Source organism: Phenylobacterium sp. Root700 (assembly GCF_001429025.1).
Lineage (GTDB): Bacteria > Pseudomonadota > Alphaproteobacteria > Caulobacterales > Caulobacteraceae > Phenylobacterium.
In genome coordinates this window covers 224,512-247,344 of sequence record NZ_LMHT01000012.1, presented here as the reverse complement: position 1 = coordinate 247,344, position 22,833 = coordinate 224,512, and the positions used below count along the sequence as shown (strand labels likewise).

Genomic DNA, 22,833 nt, shown 5'->3' with positions numbered 1-22,833 from the left:
GTCTTCTCCCAAATCGAATTGAAACAGGTGTTCGAGGTCTAGCAGTTGCCGAGCCTTGAGCAACTCTTTGACGTCGCCGAAAGGGACTTTAAAGAGCGCCCTATGCAACGAGCTCTCAGCGTCAGCCGGATGACCGGCAACAAGTCGACCTTCCCCGACTGGTATCAAGCCATCGTCCGCGAGGCGGACATGGCCGAGGTCAGCCCCGTGCGCGGGTCGATGATCATCAAACCGTGGGGCTATGGGGTCTGGGAGCGCATCCAGCACACCATGGATCGCCGCATCAAGGAGATGGGCGTCGATAACGCCTACTTCCCGCTGTTCATCCCGCTGAGCTTCTTCGCCAAGGAGGCCGAGCACGTCGAGGGCTTCGCCAAGGAAATGGCGGTGGTCACCCACCACCGGCTCAAGAATATCGACGGCAAGCTGCAGCCCGATCCCGACGCCAAGCTGGAAGAGCCCCTGATCGTCCGCCCGACCTCGGAGACGATCATCGGCGACGCCTTCTCGCGCTGGATCAAGAGCTATCGCGACCTGCCGCTGAAGATCAACCAATGGGCCAACGTGGTCCGTTGGGAAATGCGCACGCGTATGTTCTTGCGCACGTCGGAGTTCCTCTGGCAGGAGGGCCACACGGCCCACGCCAGCCGCGAGGACGCCCTGGCCTCCACCCTGCTGTCCCTGGAGATGTACCGGGAGTTCTCCGAAACCGTCCTGGCCATGCCGGTGGTCGCCGGTGAGAAGCCCGAGAACGAACGCTTCCCCGGCGCGGAAGCCACCTATTCCATCGAAGCGATGATGCAGGACGGCAAGGCGCTGCAGGCCGGCACCTCGCACTATCTGGGCACCAGCTTCTCCCACGCCCAGAACATCCGCTATCAGAGCGACAGCGGCGAACTGGAATTCTGCCACACCTCGAGCTGGGGTGTTTCGACCCGCCTGATCGGCGGCGTGATCATGACCCACGGCGACGACGACGGTCTGCGCCTGCCGCCCGCCATCGCCCCGCGCCAGATCGTCGTGGTGCCGATGCTGCGCGGCAAGCCCGAAGACGCCGAGGTCCTGGCCTTCGCCGAGGGCCTGGTGAAGGCGCTGCATGAGAAGGTCGCGCTGGGCGAACCGATCCGCGCCCTGCTGGACACCAAGGACCAGAAGTCGAGCGACAAGCGCTGGAACTGGGTGCGCCGCGGCGCGCCGATCATCGTCGAGCTGGGCCCGCGCGACGCGGCCTCCGGCCAGGTGACCTTCATGCGCCGCGACAATCTGCGCGATGGTGACAAGGTGCAGTCGCAGGCGATGTCGCGTGACGAGTTCGTCGACGCCGCGCCGGGCCTGCTGGCTGCGATCCAGCAGACTCTGTTCGAGGAAGCCAAGGCGCGTCTTGACGCCAACATTCGCGCCGACCTCACCACCTTCGATCAGGTGGCCGAGTACTTCGGCAAGGTGTCGGACGAAGAAGAAGAGGCCTCGGCCTTCAAGGGCTGGGTCCGCGCCTCCTGGTCGCGCCCGACCGGCGAGGCCTTGGACGCTGTCGAGCAGCGCCTCAAGGCCTTCAAGCTCACTCTGCGCAATGCGCCGATGAACCAGCCGTCGAGCTTTGGACCCTGCGTCTTCACCGGTGAGCCCGGTGTCGAGGAAATCCTGATCGGGCGCTCCTACTAGCCGGGCGCCTCGGCGAGGTAGGTGGCGTAGACGCCGTCGTGGGTGCGCTCCAGCAGCGTGAAGCCCGCCTCGCTGATCATCCGTTCGAGGATCCAGCCGAAGGTCGAGTGCTCTTCCCGCACGTGGCAGGCGCCGTCGGCGCGGCTGTAGCCGCTCTGGCGGACCAGGTCCTCGATCCAGCGCTCGGCCGTCAGCGGCAGGGCGTCGGGACTGCAATTGAAGGCCACGTCGCGGATGTAGAGCCGCCCGCCCGGCTTCAGCGCATCGCGCATCCGGGTCAGGGCCACGGCCTTCCAGAAGTCGGGCAGGTGATGCAGCGCCGCCTTGGTGACGATCAGGTCCAGGTCGCCTGATCCGGCGAAGGTCAGGAAGCCGTCACGCTCGAAGGTGATGTTGGCCAGGCCGAGCGACTTCGCCCGCGCCTGGGCGGCGCGCAGCATGGCGCCCGACACGTCGATCGCGCGAACCGACCCGGCCATCGCCGCCGCCGTGCAGGCCAGCAGCCCGGTGCCGCAGCCGATGTCGGCCATGGCGGTCCTGGGCGTCACGCCCAGCCGGTGGAGCAGGGCGGCGTCTTCCTCGCTCGATCCGCCTTGGCGGGCGTCATAGGTCGAGACCTCGGTTTCGTCCTCGAAATCGAGGCCGACCTGCTTGAGGTCGTCGTACCACCAGTCGGGTTGGGTCACGTGTATCTCCATCAGGTAGGCGGATGGAGAGTTTTGGCCGGTCCATCCGCGAGGGAAGGGAACCGGCGAGAGAGCGGCCGAGTCAGGGCCGAGTTCGTCCGTCAGGTCCCCAGGGCGGGGACGGATACGTTCTGAACTTGGCTGGGCTGGACGTGCATCACGCTCGAGCTTAGGCGGTTCTGCGCCACCGCGCCAGACCGATGTTACGCGGACTCGGCATAGGCCAGGGCTGGCTGGATTTGAGCGATCTCGGCCTTGATCGCGCAGGTCATCACGTAACGCCGGCGGCGGCTGACGAAGGCCTCGAACTTCTTGCTGCCCTCGACGGCGGCGTAGCTGCGCAGCTCGCGGCCGAACATCAGGCGATAGATCCACGGCACGCGGCTCTCGATCAGCCGCAGGCGCCGGGGGCTGTCCTGGCGGCAGGCGGTCAGCACGTTCTCGGTGATGTCGCGGAATTCGCCCGCCAGTCCTGCCCCCACCATCATCCTGCCCACGCCGGAGGCCTCGCCGGCGCGGCGGCTGTCACAGTAGAGGAAGGCGCCGCCCGGCCGCAGAACCCGCTCGACCTCGGCGAAGAACCCGGCGAAGTCGCCATAGTCGTTCGAGGCCTCGACGTTCAACACCACGTCGAACGAGGCGTCGGGGAACGGCAGGGCCAGGGCCGAGCCGGGGACGAAGCTGAGGTTGTCGAAGTGTCCATGCGCCTCTCGGCAAGCGCGCAGGGCGTTTTCCGACAGGTCGAGGCCGGTGGCTTCGACGGTTCCGGGCCAGCGGGCGACCAGATGGGCCAGGCCGCCGCCGCGCCCGCAGCTCACCTCGAGCAGCCGGGTGTGGCCCTTCAGCCGGCCGCTGGCCCGCAGCGCCTTCAGGTGCTCGGCGTACATCTGCAACTGGTGCCGCTCGGGCGTGTCGCCCTCGGCCGGCGCGAAGCCGTAATTGTTGGTGCTGACCGCCCCCCAGTCGAGGCCGTAGAGCAACTCCCAGAGCTTGCCGCGCTGGCTGTGAGTGCGTTTCTTGCGCCGCAACCAGACCGGAGCCAGGAGGATCAGCACCGCCGCGAGCGCCAGGACGGCGATCGCCGCCGTCGCCAAAGACCAAATCATGGGAACCTCCAGGGCCTCGACGAGGATCGAACGAGCCGGGCGGAGCGATAGGCGCTCAAGGTTGCGGCAGGGCGCCGGAGACCTACGTGCAACCTGAGCAGGCGACGATGGCGCTCGGACGTGACGGCGCAGGGAACGGAATGACGCGGATTCTTCTGATCGAGGATGAGCCGGAGATGGCCAAGCTGGTCGCAGGGAACATCGCCAAGGGGGGGTTCCTGGTGGACCGGGCCGGGTCCTGCGAGGAGGCGCGTCTGTCGCTGGAGGTCGCGCGCTACGGCCTGGTCCTGCTCGACCGCCGCCTGCCCGATGGCGACGGCCTGTCGTTGCTGGCGGTGGTTCGCGCCCGGCAGCCAGGGACGCCGGTGATCTTGCTGACCGCGCTCGACCAGTTGGACGACAAGGTGCACGGCCTGGACGCCGGGGCCGACGACTATCTGACCAAGCCGTTTTTCAATGACGAGCTGATGGCGCGGATTCGCGCTGCGCTGCGGCGCCCGGGCGCCGAGCCTGCCGCCGCCCAGATGTGCGGGCGGCTACGGTTCGATCCCGGCAGCCGCGAGGCCTGGATCGACGGCCAGCCGCTGGCGTTCAAGCGCCGCGAACTGCTGGTGCTGGAGGCGCTGATCCGCCGGGCCGGCCGGGTGGTGCAGCGCGACGCCCTGATCGACGCAGTCTACGGCATGGACGACGAGGTGCAGCCCAAGGCGCTGGACAGCCACGTCTCGCGGCTGCGCAAGCGCCTGACCGAGCTGGAGGCCGGGGTGGTGATCCATCCGGTCCGCAATGTCGGCTATCTGATGAGGCAGGCCTGATGGTGCTGACGAGGTCGGTGGCGAGGTCGCTGGCGGCGCGGCTGGTCGTCTGGTTCGTGATCTTCCAGTCGATCGTCTCGGTCCTGGGGATGGCCGCCTCGCTGTTCTTCTGGCGTCAGGTCGGCGACGAGTACGCCTTCGCGCAGATGCACATCGCCGACCTGGTCGGCGAGGCCCTGGTGGTGGGGTCGGATGGCCAGCTGACCATCGGAGAGACTCCTGAGCTGAAGGCGTTCCGCAGCGAGCGGCCGAGCGTCCGCGTCGCGGCGATGCAGGGACGGGAGGTTCTCCCCGGATCGTCGCCGGAGTTGACCGCCGCCTTGCGCCACCTTGGCCTGCCGCGGTTCATGAATGTGACCTTCGCCTTCACCGAGGGGCCGCTGGCCGGCTCAACGGCGGCGGGCTCGGCCGTGGAGACCAAGTGGGGCGAGGTGGTGGTGATCAGCACAGATAACCCCCTCCAGACGGCCGATGTGCCGGCCCTCAGCCAATATATGTTCGGCTATCTGATCCGGGTGATGGGTGTCGTGCTGCTGGGTTCGGTCCTGATCGTGCCCTTCGTCATTCACCGCGCGCTGCGACCGCTCAACGAAGCGTCGAGGTCGGCGGCGAAGATCGATCTGCGGTCCCGCGACCTGCGGCTGCCCGACGGGGCCGGCGTGCCCTCGGAGCTTTTGCCGCTGGTGCGGTCCATCAACGTCGCGTTGGATCGGTTGGACGAAGGTTTCAGCCGCCAACAGCGGTTCGCCGCCGAGGCGGCGCACGAGATGCGCACGCCGTTGGCGATCATGGCGGCCCGGATCGACAGCCAGCAGGACGCCGGGCAGGCGGACGGCATGCGCCGCGATGTGGAGCGGATGCGGACCCTGGTCGACCAGTTGCTGCTGGTGGCGCGGCTGGAGCGCCGGGACGTGCGGTTGGAGGAGACCGTCGACCTGGTCGCCCTGGCCCGCGACGTGGTGGCCGACTGCACGCCCTTGGCCATCGCCGGCGGCCGCGACCTGGCCCTGACGCCGGAGGTGGGGCAGCTGCCTGTACGTGGCGGCCGCCAGGTGCTGGAGAGCGCCTTGCTCAATCTCGTGCAGAACGCCGTCCGCGCCGAGCCGCTGGGCGGAACGGTGGACGTGATCGTCCGTTCGCCCGGCCAGATCCTGGTCGTCGACCACGGCGCCGGCGTCGCCCTTGCTGATCGCGAGAGCATCTTCGATCCGTTCTGGCGTCGCGACGAACTGCACCCAGGCGCGGGGCTTGGTCTGACCATCGTCAAGGAGACCGCCATCGCCCACGGCGGCGGCGTCTCCGTCGAGGAGACGCCGGGCGGCGGGGCGACGTTCCGCCTGCAGCTCGGCTAGACGATCTTCGAGCCTTCCTTGCCCCAATAGGCGTCGCGGATCAGGCGCTTGTAGAGCTTGCCGGTCGGGTGGCGGGGCAGTTCCTGCATGAAGTCGATCCTGCGGGGCGATTTTACGTGGCTGAGATTGGCGCGGCAGAAGGCGGCGAGTTCGGCCTTCAGCTCATCATTGGCCGCGGCCCAGTCCATCGGCTGGATCACCGCCACCACCTGTTCGCCCATCTCCTCGTGCGGGGCGCCGACCACGGCGGCGTCGGCCACCTTCGGGTGGGTGATCAGCAGGTTCTCAAGCTCCTGCGGATAGATGTTCACCCCGCCGGAGATGATCATGAAGCTCTTGCGGTCGGTGAGGTAGAGGAAGCCCTCCTCGTCCACCCAGCCCACGTCGCCCAGCGTCGTCCAGCCGTGCTTGTTGGTGTTCTCGGCGATCTTCTCCGGGGCGTTGTGATAGCTTAGCGGGGTGCCGCCGCCGAAGTAGATGGTGCCCTCGGTGCGCGGAGCGACCTCTTCGCCGTCCTCGTCCACGATATGCAGCTCAGCGGTGGTCGCCTTGCCCACCGAACCCTTGTGGGTCAGCCAGTCGTGCGGGCCGATGTAGCAGAAGCCGTTGCCCTCGCTGCCGGCGTAGTACTCGTGGATCACCGGGCCCCACCATTCCATCATCTGTTCCTTGACGGGGATGGGGCAGGGGGCGGCGGCGTGGACGGCCGAACGCATCGAGGAGACGTCGTACTTGGCGCGGACCTCGGGCGGCAGTTTCAGCATCCGCACGAAGTGGGTCGGCACGAACTGGCCGACATCGACCTTGTACTTCTGGATGAGCGCCAGCGTCTCTTCCGGGTCGAATTTCTCCATCACCACGACCGTGCCGCCGAGGCGGTGGACGCTCATGCACCAGCGCAGCGGCGCGGCGTGATAAAGCGGGGCGGGCGAGATGTAGACGCTGTCGTTCTGGAACCCGAACAGCCCCTGGGCCATCATCGCTAGCGCCACCGGGGCGTCGATTGGGGCCCCGCTCAGCGGCGGCTTGATGCCTTTGGGGCGGCCAGTCGTGCCCGATGAGTAGAGCATGTCGGCGCCGGAGGTCTCATCGGCGATCGGCGTCACCGGCATCTTGTCGCGCGCCGCTTCGAAGCTCTCGTAGGGCGCGCGGGCCTCGCCGACCATGAACAGCTTCACCCCCGGCAGCAGGGCGGGCATCTCGTCGATCACCGGGCCGACGCCGGCCGAGGTGATCAGCACCTTCGCCTCGCAGTCGGTCATGATGTACTCGATCTCGCCCGAGGTCAGTTTCGAGGAGATGCAGGCGTAGTAGAGGCCTGCGCGCTGGGCGGCCCAGGCGATCTCGAAGAAGCGTGGATGGTTGTCCATCAGGATCGCGATCACGTCGCCGCTCTTCAGCCCCATCGACCGGAACAGCTGCGCGCCCTGGTTCGAGCGCTCGTCGAGCTGCTTGTAGGTCACCGTCTCGCCGGAGCCCGCCATGATGTAGGCGGGGCGGTCGGGATGGGTCTGCGCGTGGGTAACCGGATGCATGAACTCTTCCTTGCGGCGGTCGGGCGCTTGTCTCGCGTCTCGACCGTCCTCCCTGAGTTATCGTTGTTCAGACGAATATGCGGCGCTTGACGGACCGTCCGTCAAGCGGGGCGGAATGAACAAAACCACGGGAGGATCAGATGGCGAACCACAGCTTCGAGACCTTGGCTTACGACCTTGAGGACGGGGTGGCGACGATCACCCTTAATCGTCCCGAGAAGCTCAACGCCTTCAACACCCAGATGATGAAGGACCTGATCGCGGTGTTCGACGTCACGGACGCCGACGACGCGGTGAAGGCGGTGATCGTGACCGGGGCCGGGCGCGGCTTTTGCGCCGGGGCCGACCTTTCGGCCGGCGGGGAGACCTTCGACTACGACAAGCGCGGCGGCGACGCCCTGGCGGCGCGTCAGCGGGACGGCGTGCAGCGCGATGGCGGCGGGCTGGTGTCGCTGCGTATCTATGAGAGCCTGAAGCCGGTGATCGCGGCGGTGAACGGGCCGGCCGTCGGGGTCGGGGTCACCATGCAGCTGCCGATGGATATCCGGCTGGCCTCGACCGAGGCGCGGTTCGGCCTGGTGTTCGCCCGGCGCGGCCTGAACCCCGAGGCGGCCTCGTCCTGGTTCCTGCCCAGGCTGGTCGGCGTCCAGACGGCGCTGGAGTGGTGCTACACCGGGCGGGTGTTCTCGGCCCAGGAAGCGCTGGAGCGCGGGCTGGTGCGCTCGCTGCACGCTCCCGACGAGCTGTTGCCGGCCGCCAAGGCCCTGGCTCGCGAGATCGTCGAGAACACCGCGCCGGTCTCGATCGCCCTGACCCGTCAACTGATCTGGCGGATGGCCGGCGCGCCGCATCCGATGCACGCCCACCGCGCCGACAGCCGCGGCATCCAGACTCGCGGGGCCATGGGCGATGCGCGCGAGGGCGTGATGTCGTTCCTGGAGAAGCGTCCGCCGGTGTTCCCGAACCGCGTTTCGACCGATTTGCCCGATATTTGGCCGCATTGGGAGGCGCCCGAGTTCAAGTGAACGCATGGTTAAGCGCATTGTGATTCGATGGTGGTCGGCTTCGATCCGGACCGACCATGAATCTGCCGCCGTTCCCGTCCGATCTTGAACCCACGCCGGAGGCCGCGCAGGCCTCCCGCGCGCGGGGCGTGCTGCTGAAGCGGCTCGCTGACGTCGTCTGTCTGCCGATGTCGCGAGTGAACGCCTTCGAACGCGCGATGACCGCCGACCTGCTGGTCGACATGCTGCGCGAGGCCGAGCCGGCCGAACGCAAGAAGGTGGCGCGCCGGCTGGCCGGCCTGGTGGAAATCCCGGCCAGCCTGGTGCGTCTGCTGCTGCGCGATGAGTCCGACGTCGCCGAAGAGCTGCTGATCAACGCCGTCGTGCTCTCCGACGCCGATCTGCTGGATTGCGCGCGGATGACCGGTCTGGAGCATCGGCGGCTGATCGCCTTGCGCCGAGGGGTCAGCGAGGTCGTCTGCGACGTCTTGATCGAGTTCGGTGAAATCCTGGTGCTGGAGTGCCTGCTGCGTAATGACGACGCGCGGTTCTCCACCGGCGGGGTCGAGGCGGTGGTGGCCCTGACGCGCGGCGACGCCCGGCTGACCGCCACCCTGCTCCGGCGGCCTGAACTGCGCCCGGCCCATGCCTATGTGCTGTTCTGGTGGGCCGACGCCGAGACGCGGATGATCATCCTTCAGCGTTTCGCGGTCTCTCGGGAAGTCTTGCAGGAGGCCGCCAGCGACATCTTCGCCATGGCGGCTGAAGAGAACTGGCAAGATGCGCTCTCACGCAAGGCTCTGCAGTTCATCGAGCGGCGCCAGCGCAATCGCGCGGCCATCGACAAGAGCCCCTTCGACAGCCTGGAGGACGCCATGGCGGCCGCCCAGCATGGTCTGACCCGCGAGATCGCCGAGGAGATTTCCTATCTCTCGGGCCTGAAACCCATGACTGGGGCGAAGATTTTCACCGATCCGGGCGGCGAGCCCATCGCCGTGCTCTGCAAGGCGACCGGTCTGCCCAAGCCGGCGATCCGCGCGCTCTGGCGCGGCTTGAAGCGATCGGAGAGCGACGGCGCAGGCGGCATGGCGCCTGCGCTGGAGCGGGCGATGCTGGTCTACGACATGATCGCGGTGGACCGGGCCCAGACGGTGCTTCGATATTGGAACTGGTCGCTGACCTCGGCGCTGACGCCTGCGCTGTTACGCGCCATTCGTGATGGTGACGAAGACTCTCTGGACGAATACTCGGCGCCTCAAAGAGCCGCCATGCTGGCCTTGTCCAAGGACTTCGGCCGCTAAACTCTGCCGTTGTGACATTTCATCGCACGGCAATAGTCACGCCTTGTGCAAGAATTTGTTGCGGTGCAGCACCCTAAACTTAATGGTGAACGTGTTCGTTGAAGAACAAGAGTCTGTTCCATGCTTGTGCTTGAGTTGGCTTCCAGATATTAACGCGATCACTGATGTCGTGAATCAGTCATCCCCCAACTTGGTGCAACCGCACTCACGGAACCGAGAAATATGGACGAGAAATCGGAAGTCATTGAGATGACGGCGGATATTGTTTCCGCGTATGTCGGAAACAATTCGGTCGCCGCGGCCGATCTCCCCAATCTGATCCAGAGTGTGCACCGCGCGTTGGCGGGTATTTCCTCGGGTTCCGATGTTCAGGAAGCCGCGCCCAAGGAACCGGCGGTTCCTGTGCGCCGTTCGATCACGCCTGATCATCTGGTTTGCCTGGAAGACGGCCGCAAATTCAAGTCGCTCAAGCGCCACCTGCGCACCAAGTACAATATGAGCCCTGAAGAATACCGTGCGAAGTGGGGTCTCCCGAAGGACTACCCCATGGTTGCACCGAACTATGCTAAGGCGCGTTCGGATCTGGCCAAGCAGATGGGCCTTGGTCAAGGTGGCCGTCAGGCGCCGCGTAAGCGCACCAAGTAAGACAGGCCGGCTAACCACCGACTTTGAAACGCCCGCCCTCACCGGCGGGCGTTTTGCTTTGGGGGGTGCGGCCGATGCGCTCGCCGAGGCGGGTCGGCCTACTTTTGGCCTGATTTCTTACTACGCGGAAAGATTTCCACTTGCCGCAGAATCACCCTCCGGGCGATAAGTGATTCGTCGTGATTCCAAGGGGTTGTTAAGGAATCTGAATATGGCCGCACAGATCGGAGCTTCGGCGGCGGCCGCCCGCGCACACGAGGAATTGTACGCCTATTGGGCCCGGCTTCGGCATGGCGCCCAGCTGCCTGGGCGAAGCGATATCCGCCCGGAGGACTTCAAACGCCTGCTGCCGACGGTCAGCCTGATCGACGTGCGCCGTGACCCGATGGAGTTCCGACTGCGCCTGGCCGGCACCGGCCTCTACGGCGTCTATGGTCGCGAGATCACCGGCCGGACCTTGGGCGAGGTCTACAACTCAGCCGCGTCGGATTACTGGCGGCACGAACTGACGAAGCTGGTTCAGGATCGTCGCCCGGCGGTCGGGGCGCACAGCCTGGCCTGGCGCGGCGCCGCCCACCTGTCGATCCTGTGGCTGCGCCTGCCGTTGGCGTCGAACGGCAAGGATGTCGACATGATCCTGGGTTACGACGCCGTGGTCGGCGTCCAGGGCGACTCGGTCATCAGCGGCATACGCGCCGCCTAGAAACCTTAGGCCGCGGTCAGCGCCTCGGCGTCGCGCCGCACCCGGCCAACCATCGAGGCCAGGCCATTCGACCTCTGGGCCGACAGGTGGCCGCTCAATCCCAGCTTCTCGAAGGCGGCCTTGGCGTCGAAGGCCAGGATGTCCTGCGCGGGCTTGCCCGAAAACAGCCGGAACAGCACCGCGATCAGGCCGCGCACGATGTGGGCGTCGGAATCGCCGCGAAACACCACGGTCCCATCGGCCTGCGGTTCGGTCACCAGCCAGACCTGGCTGGCGCAGCCGCGCACCTTGTTGGCGTCGTTGCGCTCGGTGTCGGTCAGCGGCTCCAGCTCGCGTCCCAGGTCGATCACGTAGCGGTAGCGTTCCTCCCAATCGCCCAGCAGGTCGAATTCTTGGGACAGCTCTTCGAGGTCTTGCGTGATCGTCGTCATATCAATTGCGACTTAGGCGCCGCGAGGCCCGAACGCAACCGGGGCCTTAAGCCGCGGGCAGGCGAACATTGGCCGTCAGGCCGCGACCTGGCGCCGACAGCAGCTTCAGCCGGCCGCTCATCGCCACGCACAGCAGTTCGACGATGGGCAGGCCAAGGCCCGCGCCCTCGCTACGCCGGGTCAGGGCGTTCTCGCCCTGCTCGAACGGCAGCAGCAGCCGGGGGATGTCGGCCGGATCGACGCCCGGACCGCGGTCGATGATCGAAATCTCCACGCTGTCGCCGAGCGGCTCGGCGCGGATCATGATCTCAGACCCCTCCGGGGCGAAGGTCACGGCGTTCTGGATCAGGTTGGTCAGGATGTTGCGAAGGCCGCGTGCGTCGGCGATCACCAAGGGCAGGGCGCCCTGGTTCTCGATCGCGATGGTCACGTTGTGCTGGGTGATCTCGTCGCGCAGCCCGTCGATGGCGTCGTCCAGGGCGTGATCGATCGACTCCGGGCGCAGGTCCAGGTCCATCGCCCGGCCTTCCAGCCGCGCGATCTCCAGGACCTGGTTCACCAGGTTCAGCAGCCGGGCGCCGCTCATGCGGATGATGCCGGCGTATTCCTTGTACTGCGGGGCGCCGAGCGGGCCGTAGAGCTCCGAGGCGATGATTTCGGAAAAGCCGAGAATGGAGTTCAGCGGCGTGCGCAGTTCGTGGCTGACCATGCGCAGGAACGAGCGCTTGGTTTCATCCAGCGCCGCCTCGCGGCGAGAACGCGCTGTCGAGCGCGGCGCCGCCTCGGCGGCGGGAACCGGTTCCGGCTCGGAGCCGTGGATCGGTCGTATGGGAGCCGCCTGGGCCATGGACTGTACTTAAGAGCCTCGCGGACTTTGACCCACTACCCCTAGAGGGCCCCGCTTACGATTTCGTTTCGACCAACAAGATCATGTGGTTGGCGCCCAGAATGGGTCGCGCGCAAGGCGAGCGGCCTCGCGGGGACTCACGACGACCGCTACAGTAGATCCTCGAGTCACCGCCCAGTGAAGGAGGCGTCGAGACATCCCGTGATCGAGAGCTCCCTGCCCAGGACGACGTCGAAGACTGGCCGCAGCGGCTTGGTCTCGGTCCTCGCTGTTCTGGGCCTGGGTCTGGCCGGCGCGGCCGCGGCGATCCTTACGGGCGGCGTCGCCGGCCCCTTGGCGGTCTGGTGCCTAGCGCCGCTGGCGGCGGCGGCGGTCATGAACCACGGCGAACGCCTGGCGCTCGGCGCGGCGGTTTCGCTGGCGGCGGTCGGCGTGGCGGCGCTGGCTGGACTGACCTTGCAGCTTCCGACGCCGGGCCCGGCGCTGGCCAACATCCTCGGCGTCGTGGCCATGACCACAACCGTGGTCGGCCTGGGCGCGGGGCTGGTGATCCTCCAGCGCGGCGCGGGGCAGGACGCGCGAGCGCGCCGTGAAACCGAGGCCCGCCTGCGTCAGGCGCTCGACGACCAGCCGCATCTGCTGGTGGCGATCAACCGCCTGGGCCGGATCATCGGCACCTGGGGGCCGGAACCGGCCGGTCTCGCCGCCGGCAATCGGCTGCTCATCGATTTGGTCTCGCAGGCCGACCGCGCCCGCGTGCAGGAGGCGCTCGCTGTCGCCCTGACGGACGGGTCCGCCGAGGTAGGGTTCGCGCCGGAACATGCGCCGGACGGCTGGCTGGCGCTCAGCCTGCGCCGGGTCGGCGGCGGCCGGCTGATGGGGTCGGTCCGCGACGCCGCCGCCGCGCGCGACCACGAGGCCGGCCTGGAACGGGCGCGCGCCGACGCCGAGGCGCAGAACGCGGGCAAGTCGCGGTTCCTGGCCAATATGAGCCACGAGCTGCGTACGCCGCTCAACGCCATCATGGGCTTCTCCGACATCATGCGGCAGGGCTTGTTCGGCCCGCTTTCGGGCCGCTACGCCGAGTATGCCGAGCTGATCCACGACTCCGGCGGACACCTGCTGGACCTGATCAGCGACGTGCTGGACATGTCGAAGATCGAGGCCGAGCGGTTCGAGCTGGCTCGTGACGTCTTTGATGTGCGCGATACGGTCGCCGGGGTCCTGCGGCTGATGCGCGGACAGGCCGACCGGGCGGGCGTGCAACTGCGCGGCCTGTTGCCGCGCGATCCGCTCGATGTCGTCGCCGACCGTCGGGCCGTGAAGCAGATCGCCCTGAACCTGCTGTCCAACGCCCTGAAGTTCACGCCGCGCGGCGGCGGCGTCACGGTGACGGTCCATGCCGATGGGAACGTGCTGGAGCTGGTCGTCGCCGACACCGGGGTCGGGATCGGCGCCGAGGATCTCCTGCGGCTGGGCCGGCCCTATGAACAGGCCGGAGGCCCGGCGCAGCGGGCGGCGGGCACGGGCCTTGGCCTGTCGCTGGTCAGGTCGTTCGCCGAACTGCACGGCGGCCAGATGGAGATCGAAAGCCGTCTGGGCGAGGGCACGACGGTGACGGTGCGGCTGCCGGTGATCGAACACCCGGTCGTCGCCAACGTCCCTTAGCGGCTGGCGACCTGCAGGAAGGCGCGGCCGGCGGCGAAGTCGCCGACCTCGACATAGGCGCGGCGCACGGCCTCGCCTTCTCCGGCCCCAAACAGGAATTCGACGGCGACGGCTTCGCGCGGGTCGAGCTGGGCCAGCGCTTGGGCGGCGCTCGGCGGGAAGCGGAAGGCCCAGGCGCTCTTCATGTCCTTGGGCGTCAGGTCCAGTCCGGCCGGGCTGCGGGCCTCGGCCGAATAGACGCTGCGGGCGGCCGGCGGCGGCAGCCGGCGCGCCAAGGGCAGGGTGGCGAGCGGTTGGCCGCGATTGTCCAGATACGGACCCTGGGTGGTCGAGGCGTCACGCAGCACCAGGTGCGCGGCGTAGGGGACCTGGCCGTCGGGAAAGTGCGCCACGGCCATGAGGGAGTTGGCCCCTTCGCGGCCGGCCAGCCCGAAGATCATCCGGTTCCAGCCGAAACTGGCGGTCTGTTGCAGGCGCCAGCGGATGGCCGGGCCGCTCGCCCGATCGGCGCGCCACTCGGCGAGTTCGCCCGGATAGGTCATTCGGCTGAGCTGGGCGTAGCCGTCGAAGGCGTGCCGCACGCGCGCCGCGGCGAGGCTGAGGTCGTCGGAATCACAGGGGCTGGAGGCCGCCTTGGCCCAGGCGCGCCGTTCGGTGGCCGCTAGGCTCGCCCTGTCGACGCCGGCGCGTACAGCCGCGCCCCGCGCCTGCATGCGGCTCGCCGCCAGCGCGGCCCCGATCGGAGCTTGGAACAGCCCACAGCGGGCGTCGGCGGCGGCCATCACCGTGCGCTCGTAGAAGAGGTCGGCGGCCTGCGCCATCGACACACCGGGCGCTGCGAGAAGCCCCCCCGCCGCGGCCAGACCCATCCATCCACACACGACGCGCCGCGCGGTTCTGCGCGTACTCGTCATGCTTCCTTCTTTTCTCGTATGTTCGAGAACTTCGGGCGACCGTAGAAGCACAGCCTTTCCGCTCCGTTATCGAGACCGCCAAAATGTTGCTTTCCACCGACATCTGGGTCGCGGCGCTGATCCGCCGCGTCGAACTGGGCGGCGGATATGCGGTCGTGGTGCGCAAGGGCGACGCGCGGGCCGGCAGCGTCCTGGTCAAGGTGATGAACCGAAGCGACCGCACGTTCAGGCTCTATGGCGAGGCCACCAGGGGCGACGGCGAGCGGGTCTGGATGCGCCCGGCCCTCTCCGACCAGGAGAGCGATCTCGACCGTTATATCGAGCGCGCCATCCGCATCGACCCCGACATCTGGGTCGTCGAGGTGGAGGACAAGGACGGCCGCCACTTCCTCACCGAGGCGGTGGAGGAGGGCTGAGCGGCAAGGTTAGCGGCCGATTCACCGCCTTCCTCAACCGCCGCGTAAGCACGGCCATGGCAAACAACCGCGTTCCCGAAACGTGAGCGCTTGCCGAGTATGCTCTTTCTCCTGAACGACGTTGTGATCAACCTCAGCGGCATGGCGCTCTCGCCGCAGATGGCCGGGCGGCGGTTCAGGGCTCTGCCGTTCAACGTCGTCAGCCAGCTTGGTCAGGAACTCTATTCCGAAGAGCCGCTGCTGCATTTCGACCGACCCGAGCGGGCCAGGCGGCTCGCCACCCTGATCAAGGCCAAGGCCCCGGCGATCAATGCGGCGCTGTTCGTGGCGCCTCGCTACGGCTGCACGCCCGACGAAGTCACCCTGCGCTACGCCAATGTCGACTTCGAGGTGATGGCGCGCCTGAGCAGCCGTCAAGACCAGGGCCTGATGGACACTGTCTGGACCGACCGTCAGGTCTGGCGGCGGTTGGCGGCTTAGAGCAACCTCACCATTCGCCGCGGCGGTGATTGGTGACCCACCGGTGCATGCCCATGACATTCAGGGTGTGCATGGTGTCGAACGCGATCCACGACTTCACCTCGTCGCTGAAACGCACATTGCGATAGAGCTGATCCCAGGACTGGCCGTTGCGCACCAGGTCCAGCACCTGCTGGTGCAGGTCGATCATATAGGTGCGCAGCGCCGCCTCATCGGACTTGGTGGCGGGGGTGTAGTGGCCGACGTCGATGAAATCCACGTCCTGCTGCAGGACCCAGTCGAGGGTCTCGATCCAGCCGGGATAGTAGAAGTCCAGGAAGTCGTTGTAGGGCATCGACTTGCTCTCGCAGACGTCAGTGCACTGCAGCGCTTTGTACTTGGGAAACAGCACCATGATCATGCTGTCGGAGTGGCTGGGCGCCACCCGGTGCAACAGCACGGTCTCGCCGCCCAGCGTGATGGTCATGTCCTTGTCGAAGACGCGGTCGGGAACCGCGGTGGGGATCTTCTCGCCGACGATCGGCTCGATCGCGCGCTGGTTGGCGACGACGATGGCCCCGTCCTTCTGGAAGACCTGCGCGCCGCTGACATGGTCGGCGTGCCCGTGAGTGTAGACTACGTACTTCACCGACACGTTGAAGCGGTTCTTGATCTCGTCGCGCAGCCAGCCGGCGGTGCAGGTCATGGCCGGATCGATGACCAGCGCGCCCTCCTTGGTGATCAGCACCAAGCCGCTGTGGACCGCCAAGCCGGCGCCGGTGGTGTGGCGGTAGAGGTTTCCCTTAACCTGCGTCAGGCCGCGCGGGTTGCTTGGGCAGTCGGGCGCGGTGAAATCGGGCAGGACGCTGCGGTTGGCGTACTGGGCCTGGTTTACCGGAATTCCGTTGTCGGCGGCCTGGGCGCTCGGGGCGAACGAAGATAGCGCCAGCGCGGTGAGCGCTGACATGGCTGGAAGCATCTTCATTGCGCCGTCCTCATGGCGATGGGGCTGGACCACCGTATGCCTCTTCTCGGGGACCGCAATCGCCTCACGCGGCGCTGATCGGCAGGGCTGAGACGACGCGCGGGCTTTCGCGCGGGGCGTGGCTGCGCTACCTGCGGGCCATGAGCAATTCTCCCGCCGCCGAGGCCGCCCGCCGGCGCACCTTCGCCATCATCTCGCACCCGGACGCCGGCAAGACGACCCTGACCGAAAACCTGCTGCTGGCGGGCGGCGCGATCCGCGCGGCTGGCGCGGTGCGCGCGCGCGGTGAGAACCGGCGGACCCGGTCTGACTGGATGAAGATCGAACGCGAGCGCGGCATCTCGGTCTCGGCCAGCGTCATGACCTTCGACCACGCCGGGCTGATGTTCAATCTGCTGGACACCCCTGGCCACGAAGACTTCTCGGAAGACACCTACCGGACCCTGACCGCCGCCGACGCCGCGGTCATGGTGCTGGACGCCGCCAAGGGCATCGAACCCCAGACCCTGAAGCTGTTCGAGGTCTGCCGCCTGCGCGACATCCCGATCGTCACCTTCATCAACAAGATGGACCGCGAGGCCCAGGACCCCATCGAACTGCTGGACGAGATCGCCTCGAAGCTGGCGCTGGATCCCGCGCCGCTGTTCTGGCCGGCGGGCTCGGGCGGACGGTTCAAGGGCATGCTGGACCTGCGGACCGACAAGTTCCTGCCCTTCGCCAAGAAGACCCACGACAACAAGGATGAGGGCCATCCGGACGCCATCGCCTTCCACGGCAATGCGGTCGACCGCTACCTCGATCCCGACGAACAGGCCGAACTGGAAGAGGGCTCCATGCTCGTCCAGGAGGCCTCCAAGCCCTTCGATCCCCAGTCGTTCCTCGAAGGCCACATGACGCCGGTGTTCTTCGGCTCGGCCCTGCGCCACTTCGGCATCGATCAGCTTCTGGAGGGCCTGGGCGCCTACGCTCCGCCGCCGAAGGCGATGTCTGCGGTGAAGGCCGGCGCATCCACCCATGTCGCGCCGGGCGACTCCGAGGTCACCGGCTTCGTCTTCAAGGTCCAGGCGAACATGGACCCCAACCACCGCGACCGGATCGCCTTCCTGCGACTGACCTCGGGCAAGTTCCAGCGTGGCATGAAGCTGAAGGTCCAGAACACCGGACGTCAGCTTTCGGTCAATGCGCCGATCATGTTCTTCGCCTCCGACCGCGAACTGGCCGAGGAAGCCTTCGCCGGCGACGTGATCGGCATCCCCAACCACGGCGTCCTGCGGGTGGGCGACAGCCTGTCGGAGACCGGGACCCTGCGCTTCGCCGGGCTGCCGAACTTCGCGCCGGAAATCCTGCAGCGGGTGCGCGTGAAGGACCCGCTCAAGGCCAAGCACCTGAAGAAGGCGCTGGAAGGCCTGGCCGAGGAGGGGGTGACCCAGCTGTTCCGCCCGGTGATCGGCGCCGACTTCATCGTTGGCGCGGTCGGACCGCTGCAGTTCGAGGTCATGGCCGACCGGCTGTCCAACGAGTACCAGCTCGACGTGATCTTCGAGCCGGCGCCCTATTCCGAGGCCCGCTGGCTGACCGGCGAAAAGGCCGAGGTCGAGGACTTCGCCAATAAGCACAAGGGCGCGATGGGGACCGACATCGACGAGCAGCCGGTGTTCCTGGCCAAGTCGTCCTGGGAAATCGGCTACGTGGCCGAACGCTTCCCGAAGATCGGTTTCGAGCGGTCGAAGGAACGCGCCTAGTCGGCGTCCGGCTGCGAGAACCGCAGCCGGTTCCCGAACGGGGCCAGGACCCCCATGGTCGTGTGGCCGTAGCCGGTCTCTTCCAGCCTGGGCGGGCCTACGCAAGTTCCGGGCCAGTTAGGGTTAATGTCCGTACACAAGAAATTCAGACTTCGTTAACCATAACCAGCAAGTTAACCACTTGTTTACGAACTCGGCTCCGGGTTTGCTCCGTCTGGTCTGAACCTTCCGTAGGCGTCCCGTGATGAGACGCCGCGAGGTGATCGGAGCCTGGTCATGTTCGAGTTCGGTCGAGAGCTAAAGCGTCTGTTCGGCTCTGACTCCCTCAACGCCCCGCGTGACGGGCTGACGGGCGGCGACGCCTCGTTGCTGGAGCTGCTCGATCTCAAAATGATCGCCCAGGAGGGCCGCGCCGCCGATATCGCCGCCGGCCGGGTGGGGGCCAAGGACAAGGCCCAGCGCCGGCTGGAAAGCGCCATTATCTGGCGCGAGGTCGCCCGCCGCTCGGGCGACGCGGCCGCGCTGCGCAAGGCCGCCGCCACCGCCGAGGCCGCCGCCGAGGCCTTCGGGCGCGACCGCCGGCCGGACGGCTGGGCGCGGGCGCGCTGCGAACAGGCCTTCTGCGCCATGCTGGGCGCCGAGCTGTTCGGCGATGAAGGCTTGAACGCCGCCGCCGACGTCGCTTTCCGTGACGCCCGTTCGGCCGCGCGCGGCGGGCTCTCCCTGCCATTGGCCGATGTCGGCATTGTCGCCATCGAAGCGCGCGAACAGATGGCGACCGGCGACGCCCAGGCCGCCCGCATCGCCGCCGCCCGGTTCGCAGGTCCGATCTCCGGGCTGGAAAGCCTGACCCGCCGTTGCCGCGCCGCGCGGCTGCTGGCGGTCGAGGCCCGCCTCGTGCTCGCCGACCTGCTGATCGGCTGGGGCGCGCGCCTGCGTGACACCGAACTTCTCACCATGGCCCACGACGAAGCCGACCGCGCCGCCGATGGGCTGGACGTCGCCTATGAGCCGCTGAGCTGGGCCCGCGCCGTGGCGCTGCGTGGCCAGGCGCTCAGCCTGCTGGGCGAGGTCACCGGCGAGGTCGAGGTGATGGCAGAGGCCGTCAGCGCCCTGGCCGAGGTGGTCAGCGAACTTTCCCGCGAACAGAGCCCGCTCGATTGGGCGCGGATTCAGACCGCCCTGGCCCAGGGCCTTCAGGCGCTGGGTGAAGCCGGCGCGTCGGAGCGCGCCTATGAGCAGGCCGTCACCTGCTACGATCGCGCCGCCTACGTGCTGAAGAACGCTCCGGCCCTGTCGCTGCGCGCGTTCGGCGCTTCTAACCGCGCCCTCTGCCTGGCGCGCTCGGCCGAGCTCTCCGGCGATCTCACCGTGCTGGACGCCGCTGAGTCCGCGTTCAAGATCGAACTGACCGCCATCGCCGCCAAGCGCGACCCGGCCGCCTGGGCCCTGCTGCAGGTGAACCTCGCCCGGCTCTATGAAGCCCGCATGGACATCACCGGCCTGGATCGCGGCGAACGCGCCTCGGCGGCCATGGCGCTGAACGCCGCCCTCGACGTGTTCGGCGAGATGGGGCTGCGCTCGCTGAGCGCGATCGCCGCCGACGCCCTGGAGCGTCTCAGCACCGCAGGAGCATCCGCAAAGTCGGCCTACTAGGCCGCTTGCTACCCAGGCGTGTTTGCGTCAAGCGTTACGCGGTTGTTCTGGGGGGAACATGCGAGCGCTTGGCCTAGCCACGGTCCTATTGGGCCTGATGACAATGATCGGGCCGGCCCTGGCCGTGGAAACTGAGGCGGACTGGCTGAAGAAGCCATCCGCCGAGGACTTGCTGGCCGTGTGGCCGACCCAAGCGATGAAGGCCGGCATCGGCGGCCGCGCTCAAATCGCCTGCAAGATCAGCACGCAGGGCGCGCTGTTTGACTGCATCGTGGAAAGCGAGACGCCAGCTGGCGCGGGCTTTGGCGCCGCAGCCATAGCCCTGACCCCGCAGTTCCTGATGAAACCAGCGACGCGCGATGGAAAGCCGGTGGTCAGCGGCGCCAGTATCCCGATCAATTTCGTGGCGCCGCGCACGGCCACCGGCTCGCACATCCCGGGCCAGGGCCTCTACGCGCCGCTTACGCGCGAGGTATTGAGCGATGTGTCCTGGCGCCAGGCGCCGACCTATGCCCAAGTCGCGGCAGTCTATCCGCTGAAGGCGCGGGAGGCGCAGGTCGGTGGGCGGGTCACGCTCGTTTGCAAGTTCAAGGAAGACGGCAAGATCGGCCGATGCGACGCCCTTCAGGAGGAGCCGAAGAGGCACGGCTTCGCTGCCGCCGCGAAGACGCTGGTCGGTGAGTTCCGCGGCCCGGCGGCCATGTCGGACGGCAAGTCGACGGTCGGCGTCATGACCCAGATCCCATTCACCTTCGCGGTCGAGATGCTCGATCCGGAAAGGCGCCTGATCGGCAAGCCCCGCTGGACCGCTCTCCCGAAGGGCGAGGACATGATGGCAGGCTATCCGAACGCCGCGATTCAGGCTGGCGTTCGCCAGGCCCGTGTGATCATCGCATGCGACGTGGCGTCCGGCGGGCGACTTTCCGGCTGTGCGCCTGAGAAGGAAGAGCCGGCGGGACTTGGCTTTGCAGCCTCGGCGCTTGCCCTGGCGAACGCGTTCGAGGTCAGCCGCTGGACGGCGGAGGGCCTGCCTACCGTCGGCGGTCGGATAAGGGTGCCGATCCGCTACGATCTGCCCTAGGCGGCGGCCATGTCGCCGGAGCGGCGGCGTACGCGCCAGAACCGGATGGTGCGCTGGGCCGCTTCACGCGGCAGGGCTTCGTAGAGCTCGCCGTATTCGCGCGCCCGGCCCATGGCGTTGGCGTCGCGGTCGAGGATCAGCACCGTGAAGGTCAGGTAGAGCGAGCGGTCGAAGCCGGCCGCCTTGCAGACGATCGACAGCGCGTCCAACTCGCGCCGCTCCAGGATCCGGCGGGCGGTGTGGAAATCGATGTCGGCCATTTCGCTGAGCGCGACCAGGAACTTGGTGGTTTCACGCGCGCGCAGGAAGCCGGCCAGCACCTGCGGGGTGATGGCGTCGCGTTGCCGCAGCAGGCGGACCTGGGTCTCGGCCTCGGCATAGTCGGCCGGCAGGGAGCCGTCGCGGGCGGCCAGCTGCTTGCGGCCGGCGGCGAGGGCGGCGTCCAACTCGGCCGGATCGACGGTCTCGTTGCGGGCGAGGATCTCGCCGCGCAGGCGGGCTTCGACCACGAAATACATCTCGTTCAGCAGGTCGATCGGCAGCGACTTGCGCGCCACGACGGCGGCGTGCAGGGCCGGATTGTCGCTGGCCCGGTCAACCACCAGCTCCTGGGTTTCGCGCGACAGCCGTGCGCCTTCGTTGGCCAGCAGGACGCCCAAGGTGGCGTCGTCGCCGCGCTCGACGATGGCTTCCGACACCGCCTCGGGAACCAGCGGGCGTTGCGAAATGGCGCGTAGATGGTCTTGGCCGCGCGTGCGGACGACGGACAGCAGGTCGTCCTCTGTCAGCGCCTTGGAGTTGGCCAGCACCGGCCGGGCGACCTCGATGGACACGTCGCGGGCCAGGTCCCGCAACAGCCCGCTCGGCGGCGTCTCGGCGCCGGCCATGCGGATGGCGAGCTCGGCGCGGACCGCCTCTTCCATTTCGCCGGCCAGTTGGCTCATCACGTCGTCGAACAGGCCCATCTCCTCGGGGCCGCGAACACCTTCGTTGGAGAAGAATAGGTCGGTCACGCCGCGCAGCAGCTCGCGGCGCCGTTCGCTGGATGGCTCCTGGGCCATCTCGATCAGGTCGTGAAGTTTGCTGCGCGCCATGGAAACGGTCTTCTTCAGAAGGCGGCCGGACGATTGTCCGGCGCGTCATCTTCAATGTTGGACTTCGCCTCGACGCCGCCGCCGTCAGGCGGACCGATCAGGACGTAACGATTACCGGCTGGCGGCTCTGGAATGGCGTCGGGCGTGAGGCCGTAGCCGCGATGCACCGAATAGAGCCGGGTGGCGCCGCCGACGGTTCGCGCGGGCGTAGGCGTTGGGGCCAAGGCGGCCAGCTTTTGCGGCGGGGCGGCCGGGGCGGGCGCGGCTTGCGGCGCGGCTTCGCCATAGATGCTGGTCGGCAGGGCCTTGCGCGGTTGCGCGGCGGCAGGCTGGACAGGCGGAGCGACGGGCGCGACCAGAGCGGCCTGCTGCATGGACAGCGGAACCTGCGGCTGGAAGGGGACATAGGTCGAGGCCGGCGGCGCGCGGTAGATGCCCGGAGCGGCGGGCAGGTTGCTCGCGGCGGTTGGCTGCGGGCGGATCTCAGCCTGCTGAGGTTTCGGGCCCGCGATCTGCTTGTTGGCCCAGCCGAGCGTCCGGCCCTGATAGGCTGCGCCCGCCGCGGCGGTCGCGGCGCTCTCGACGCGCGCGTTCGACCACGGCCCGTAGCGGTCCCCGGCGCTTTGCGCGGCGGCGGCCAGCGGGCATGCGAACACGACGGCTATGGCGAGGACAAGGCGCATGGCTCAAGAGCGTTAACCCACCGCCGCTTAATCCCCGCCTAACGGCTG

The 22,833-nt window shown here is 67.7% G+C and carries 22 protein-coding genes; 13 read left to right on the top strand and 9 right to left on the bottom strand.

Annotated features, from left to right (window positions below; translation table 11 throughout):
- Positions 1-102: 102 nt before the first annotated feature.
- A complete protein-coding gene (locus tag ASE02_RS08610; RefSeq protein ID WP_056733166.1) occupies positions 103-1,662 on the top strand; it encodes an aminoacyl--tRNA ligase-related protein in 1,560 nt (519 codons plus the stop codon).
- Here the strand turns inward: ASE02_RS08610 and ASE02_RS08605 are convergent.
- Both ASE02_RS08605 and ASE02_RS08600 read right to left on the bottom strand, forming a co-directional pair.
- Positions 1,659-2,348 carry a class I SAM-dependent methyltransferase gene (locus tag ASE02_RS08605; protein WP_056733163.1) on the bottom strand — a complete coding sequence of 230 codons (690 nt, stop codon included), beginning with the start codon at positions 2,346-2,348 and terminating at the stop codon, positions 1,659-1,661. The two genes, ASE02_RS08610 and ASE02_RS08605, sit on opposite strands and share 4 nt — an antisense overlap.
- 203 nt (positions 2,349-2,551) lie before the next feature.
- Positions 2,552-3,454, bottom strand: coding sequence for a class I SAM-dependent methyltransferase (locus tag ASE02_RS08600; protein WP_056733161.1), 903 nt, complete (start codon positions 3,452-3,454; stop codon positions 2,552-2,554).
- A 140-nt stretch (positions 3,455-3,594) separates the two neighbouring features.
- Between ASE02_RS08600 and ASE02_RS08595 the strand changes: the two genes are divergently transcribed.
- Together ASE02_RS08595 and ASE02_RS08590 are read left to right on the top strand one after the other, a co-directional pair.
- Positions 3,595-4,269, top strand: coding sequence for a response regulator transcription factor (locus tag ASE02_RS08595; RefSeq protein WP_056733160.1), 675 nt, complete (start codon positions 3,595-3,597; stop codon positions 4,267-4,269).
- On the top strand, positions 4,269-5,621 hold the full coding sequence (locus ASE02_RS08590; protein ID WP_056733158.1) for a HAMP domain-containing sensor histidine kinase: 1,353 nt from the start codon (positions 4,269-4,271) through the stop codon (positions 5,619-5,621). The genes ASE02_RS08595 and ASE02_RS08590 overlap by 1 nt, the downstream gene beginning before the upstream one ends.
- On the opposite strand, the gene ASE02_RS08585 is transcribed toward ASE02_RS08590, so the two are convergent.
- The gene (locus ASE02_RS08585) at positions 5,618-7,156 is read right to left on the bottom strand and encodes an acyl-CoA synthetase (RefSeq protein WP_056733156.1); all 1,539 of its coding nucleotides are present in this window, start codon (positions 7,154-7,156) and stop codon (positions 5,618-5,620) included. The genes ASE02_RS08590 and ASE02_RS08585 overlap by 4 nt on opposite strands.
- Positions 7,157-7,296: 140 nt before the next feature.
- On the opposite strand from ASE02_RS08585, the gene ASE02_RS08580 reads away from it, so the two are divergent.
- The 4 genes from ASE02_RS08580 to ASE02_RS08565 all read left to right on the top strand — a co-directional run bounded on the left by ASE02_RS08580 (position 7,297) and on the right by ASE02_RS08565 (position 10,809).
- Entirely contained in the window at positions 7,297-8,181 is an 885-nt protein-coding gene (locus tag ASE02_RS08580) for a crotonase/enoyl-CoA hydratase family protein (protein WP_056733154.1), read from the top strand.
- A 56-nt stretch (positions 8,182-8,237) separates the two neighbouring features.
- Positions 8,238-9,461, top strand: coding sequence for a DUF2336 domain-containing protein (locus ASE02_RS08575; RefSeq protein WP_056733152.1), 1,224 nt, complete (start codon positions 8,238-8,240; stop codon positions 9,459-9,461).
- Between the two features lie 222 nt (positions 9,462-9,683).
- A complete protein-coding gene (locus ASE02_RS08570; protein ID WP_056733150.1) occupies positions 9,684-10,106 on the top strand; it encodes a MucR family transcriptional regulator in 423 nt (140 codons plus the stop codon).
- A 211-nt stretch (positions 10,107-10,317) separates the two neighbouring features.
- The gene (locus tag ASE02_RS08565) at positions 10,318-10,809 is read left to right on the top strand and encodes a PAS domain-containing protein (protein WP_056733148.1); all 492 of its coding nucleotides are present in this window, start codon (positions 10,318-10,320) and stop codon (positions 10,807-10,809) included.
- Between the two features lie 5 nt (positions 10,810-10,814).
- Here the strand turns inward: ASE02_RS08565 and ASE02_RS08560 are convergent, their stop codons facing one another.
- A complete protein-coding gene (locus tag ASE02_RS08560) occupies positions 10,815-11,240 on the bottom strand; it encodes a SufE family protein (RefSeq protein WP_056733146.1) in 426 nt (141 codons plus the stop codon).
- Positions 11,241-11,286: 46 nt separating this feature from the next.
- Complete coding sequence (locus ASE02_RS08555; protein WP_056733144.1) at positions 11,287-12,087, bottom strand: sensor histidine kinase KdpD; 801 nt, start codon at positions 12,085-12,087, stop codon at positions 11,287-11,289.
- Positions 12,088-12,288: 201 nt separating this feature from the next.
- On the opposite strand from ASE02_RS08555, the gene ASE02_RS08550 reads away from it, so the two are divergent.
- On the top strand, positions 12,289-13,755 hold the full coding sequence (locus ASE02_RS08550; RefSeq protein WP_056733142.1) for a HAMP domain-containing sensor histidine kinase: 1,467 nt from the start codon (positions 12,289-12,291) through the stop codon (positions 13,753-13,755).
- On the opposite strand, the gene ASE02_RS08545 is transcribed toward ASE02_RS08550, so the two are convergent.
- The gene (locus tag ASE02_RS08545; protein WP_235536645.1) at positions 13,752-14,576 is read right to left on the bottom strand and encodes a hypothetical protein; all 825 of its coding nucleotides are present in this window, start codon (positions 14,574-14,576) and stop codon (positions 13,752-13,754) included. The genes ASE02_RS08550 and ASE02_RS08545 overlap by 4 nt on opposite strands.
- A 176-nt stretch (positions 14,577-14,752) precedes the next feature.
- Here ASE02_RS08545 and ASE02_RS08540 point away from each other — a divergent pair, with 176 nt between their 5' ends.
- Both ASE02_RS08540 and ASE02_RS08535 read left to right on the top strand, forming a co-directional pair.
- Entirely contained in the window at positions 14,753-15,085 is a 333-nt protein-coding gene (locus ASE02_RS08540) for a DUF1491 family protein (RefSeq protein WP_056733138.1), read from the top strand.
- Positions 15,086-15,184: 99 nt separating this feature from the next.
- Complete coding sequence (locus ASE02_RS08535) at positions 15,185-15,565, top strand: hypothetical protein (RefSeq protein ID WP_056733136.1); 381 nt, start codon at positions 15,185-15,187, stop codon at positions 15,563-15,565.
- A 7-nt stretch (positions 15,566-15,572) separates the two neighbouring features.
- Here the strand turns inward: ASE02_RS08535 and ASE02_RS08530 are convergent, their stop codons facing one another.
- Positions 15,573-16,529 (bottom strand): MBL fold metallo-hydrolase, encoded by a 957-nt coding sequence (locus ASE02_RS08530; protein WP_156405973.1) that lies wholly within the window; start codon positions 16,527-16,529, stop codon positions 15,573-15,575.
- A gap of 140 nt (positions 16,530-16,669) precedes the next feature.
- Here ASE02_RS08530 and ASE02_RS08525 point away from each other — a divergent pair, with 140 nt between their 5' ends.
- The 3 genes from ASE02_RS08525 (at position 16,670) to ASE02_RS08515 (ending at position 21,008) form a co-directional block, all read left to right on the top strand.
- Positions 16,670-18,271: a peptide chain release factor 3 gene (locus tag ASE02_RS08525; protein ID WP_056733134.1), complete on the top strand. Its 1,602-nt coding sequence runs from the start codon at positions 16,670-16,672 to the stop codon at positions 18,269-18,271.
- Positions 18,272-18,547: 276 nt separating this feature from the next.
- Positions 18,548-19,927, top strand: coding sequence for a hypothetical protein (locus ASE02_RS08520; RefSeq protein WP_056733133.1), 1,380 nt, complete (start codon positions 18,548-18,550; stop codon positions 19,925-19,927).
- Positions 19,928-20,030: 103 nt separating this feature from the next.
- Positions 20,031-21,008: a TonB family protein gene (locus tag ASE02_RS08515; RefSeq protein ID WP_162257158.1), complete on the top strand. Its 978-nt coding sequence runs from the start codon at positions 20,031-20,033 to the stop codon at positions 21,006-21,008.
- Here the strand turns inward: ASE02_RS08515 and ASE02_RS08510 are convergent.
- Both ASE02_RS08510 and ASE02_RS08505 read right to left on the bottom strand, forming a co-directional pair.
- The gene (locus tag ASE02_RS08510; RefSeq protein WP_056733128.1) at positions 21,005-22,102 is read right to left on the bottom strand and encodes a DUF2336 domain-containing protein; all 1,098 of its coding nucleotides are present in this window, start codon (positions 22,100-22,102) and stop codon (positions 21,005-21,007) included. The two genes, ASE02_RS08515 and ASE02_RS08510, sit on opposite strands and share 4 nt — an antisense overlap.
- Positions 22,103-22,116: 14 nt before the next feature.
- Positions 22,117-22,785 carry a hypothetical protein gene (locus ASE02_RS08505; protein WP_056733126.1) on the bottom strand — a complete coding sequence of 223 codons (669 nt, stop codon included), beginning with the start codon at positions 22,783-22,785 and terminating at the stop codon, positions 22,117-22,119.
- Positions 22,786-22,833: the final 48 nt, after the last annotated feature.

Excerpts from the sequence above, each read along its gene's own strand:
- ASE02_RS08545 (WP_235536645.1), bottom strand. The coding sequence starts at position 14,576 with ATGGCGCAGGCCGCCGACCTCTTCTACGAGCGCACGGTGATGGCCGCC.
- ASE02_RS08595 (WP_056733160.1), top strand. The coding sequence starts at position 3,595 with ATGACGCGGATTCTTCTGATCGAGGATGAGCCGGAGATGGCCAAGCTG.
- ASE02_RS08565 (WP_056733148.1), top strand. The coding sequence starts at position 10,318 with ATGGCCGCACAGATCGGAGCTTCGGCGGCGGCCGCCCGCGCACACGAG.
- ASE02_RS08560 (WP_056733146.1), bottom strand. The coding sequence starts at position 11,240 with ATGACGACGATCACGCAAGACCTCGAAGAGCTGTCCCAAGAATTCGAC.
- ASE02_RS08525 (WP_056733134.1), top strand. The coding sequence starts at position 16,670 with ATGAGCAATTCTCCCGCCGCCGAGGCCGCCCGCCGGCGCACCTTCGCC.
- ASE02_RS08575 (WP_056733152.1), top strand. The coding sequence starts at position 8,238 with ATGAATCTGCCGCCGTTCCCGTCCGATCTTGAACCCACGCCGGAGGCC.
- ASE02_RS08580 (WP_056733154.1), top strand. The coding sequence starts at position 7,297 with ATGGCGAACCACAGCTTCGAGACCTTGGCTTACGACCTTGAGGACGGG.
- ASE02_RS08515 (WP_162257158.1), top strand. The coding sequence starts at position 20,031 with ATGATCGGGCCGGCCCTGGCCGTGGAAACTGAGGCGGACTGGCTGAAG.
- ASE02_RS08520 (WP_056733133.1), top strand. The coding sequence starts at position 18,548 with ATGTTCGAGTTCGGTCGAGAGCTAAAGCGTCTGTTCGGCTCTGACTCC.
- ASE02_RS08610 (WP_056733166.1), top strand. The coding sequence starts at position 103 with ATGCAACGAGCTCTCAGCGTCAGCCGGATGACCGGCAACAAGTCGACC.
- ASE02_RS08590 (WP_056733158.1), top strand. The coding sequence starts at position 4,269 with ATGGTGCTGACGAGGTCGGTGGCGAGGTCGCTGGCGGCGCGGCTGGTC.
- ASE02_RS08555 (WP_056733144.1), bottom strand. The coding sequence starts at position 12,087 with ATGGCCCAGGCGGCTCCCATACGACCGATCCACGGCTCCGAGCCGGAA.
- ASE02_RS08510 (WP_056733128.1), bottom strand. The coding sequence starts at position 22,102 with ATGGCGCGCAGCAAACTTCACGACCTGATCGAGATGGCCCAGGAGCCA.
- ASE02_RS08535 (WP_056733136.1), top strand. The coding sequence starts at position 15,185 with ATGCTCTTTCTCCTGAACGACGTTGTGATCAACCTCAGCGGCATGGCG.
- ASE02_RS08585 (WP_056733156.1), bottom strand. The coding sequence starts at position 7,156 with ATGCATCCGGTTACCCACGCGCAGACCCATCCCGACCGCCCCGCCTAC.
- ASE02_RS08540 (WP_056733138.1), top strand. The coding sequence starts at position 14,753 with ATGTTGCTTTCCACCGACATCTGGGTCGCGGCGCTGATCCGCCGCGTC.
- ASE02_RS08600 (WP_056733161.1), bottom strand. The coding sequence starts at position 3,454 with ATGATTTGGTCTTTGGCGACGGCGGCGATCGCCGTCCTGGCGCTCGCG.
- ASE02_RS08530 (WP_156405973.1), bottom strand. The coding sequence starts at position 16,529 with ATGAAGATGCTTCCAGCCATGTCAGCGCTCACCGCGCTGGCGCTATCT.
- ASE02_RS08570 (WP_056733150.1), top strand. The coding sequence starts at position 9,684 with ATGGACGAGAAATCGGAAGTCATTGAGATGACGGCGGATATTGTTTCC.
- ASE02_RS08505 (WP_056733126.1), bottom strand. The coding sequence starts at position 22,785 with ATGCGCCTTGTCCTCGCCATAGCCGTCGTGTTCGCATGCCCGCTGGCC.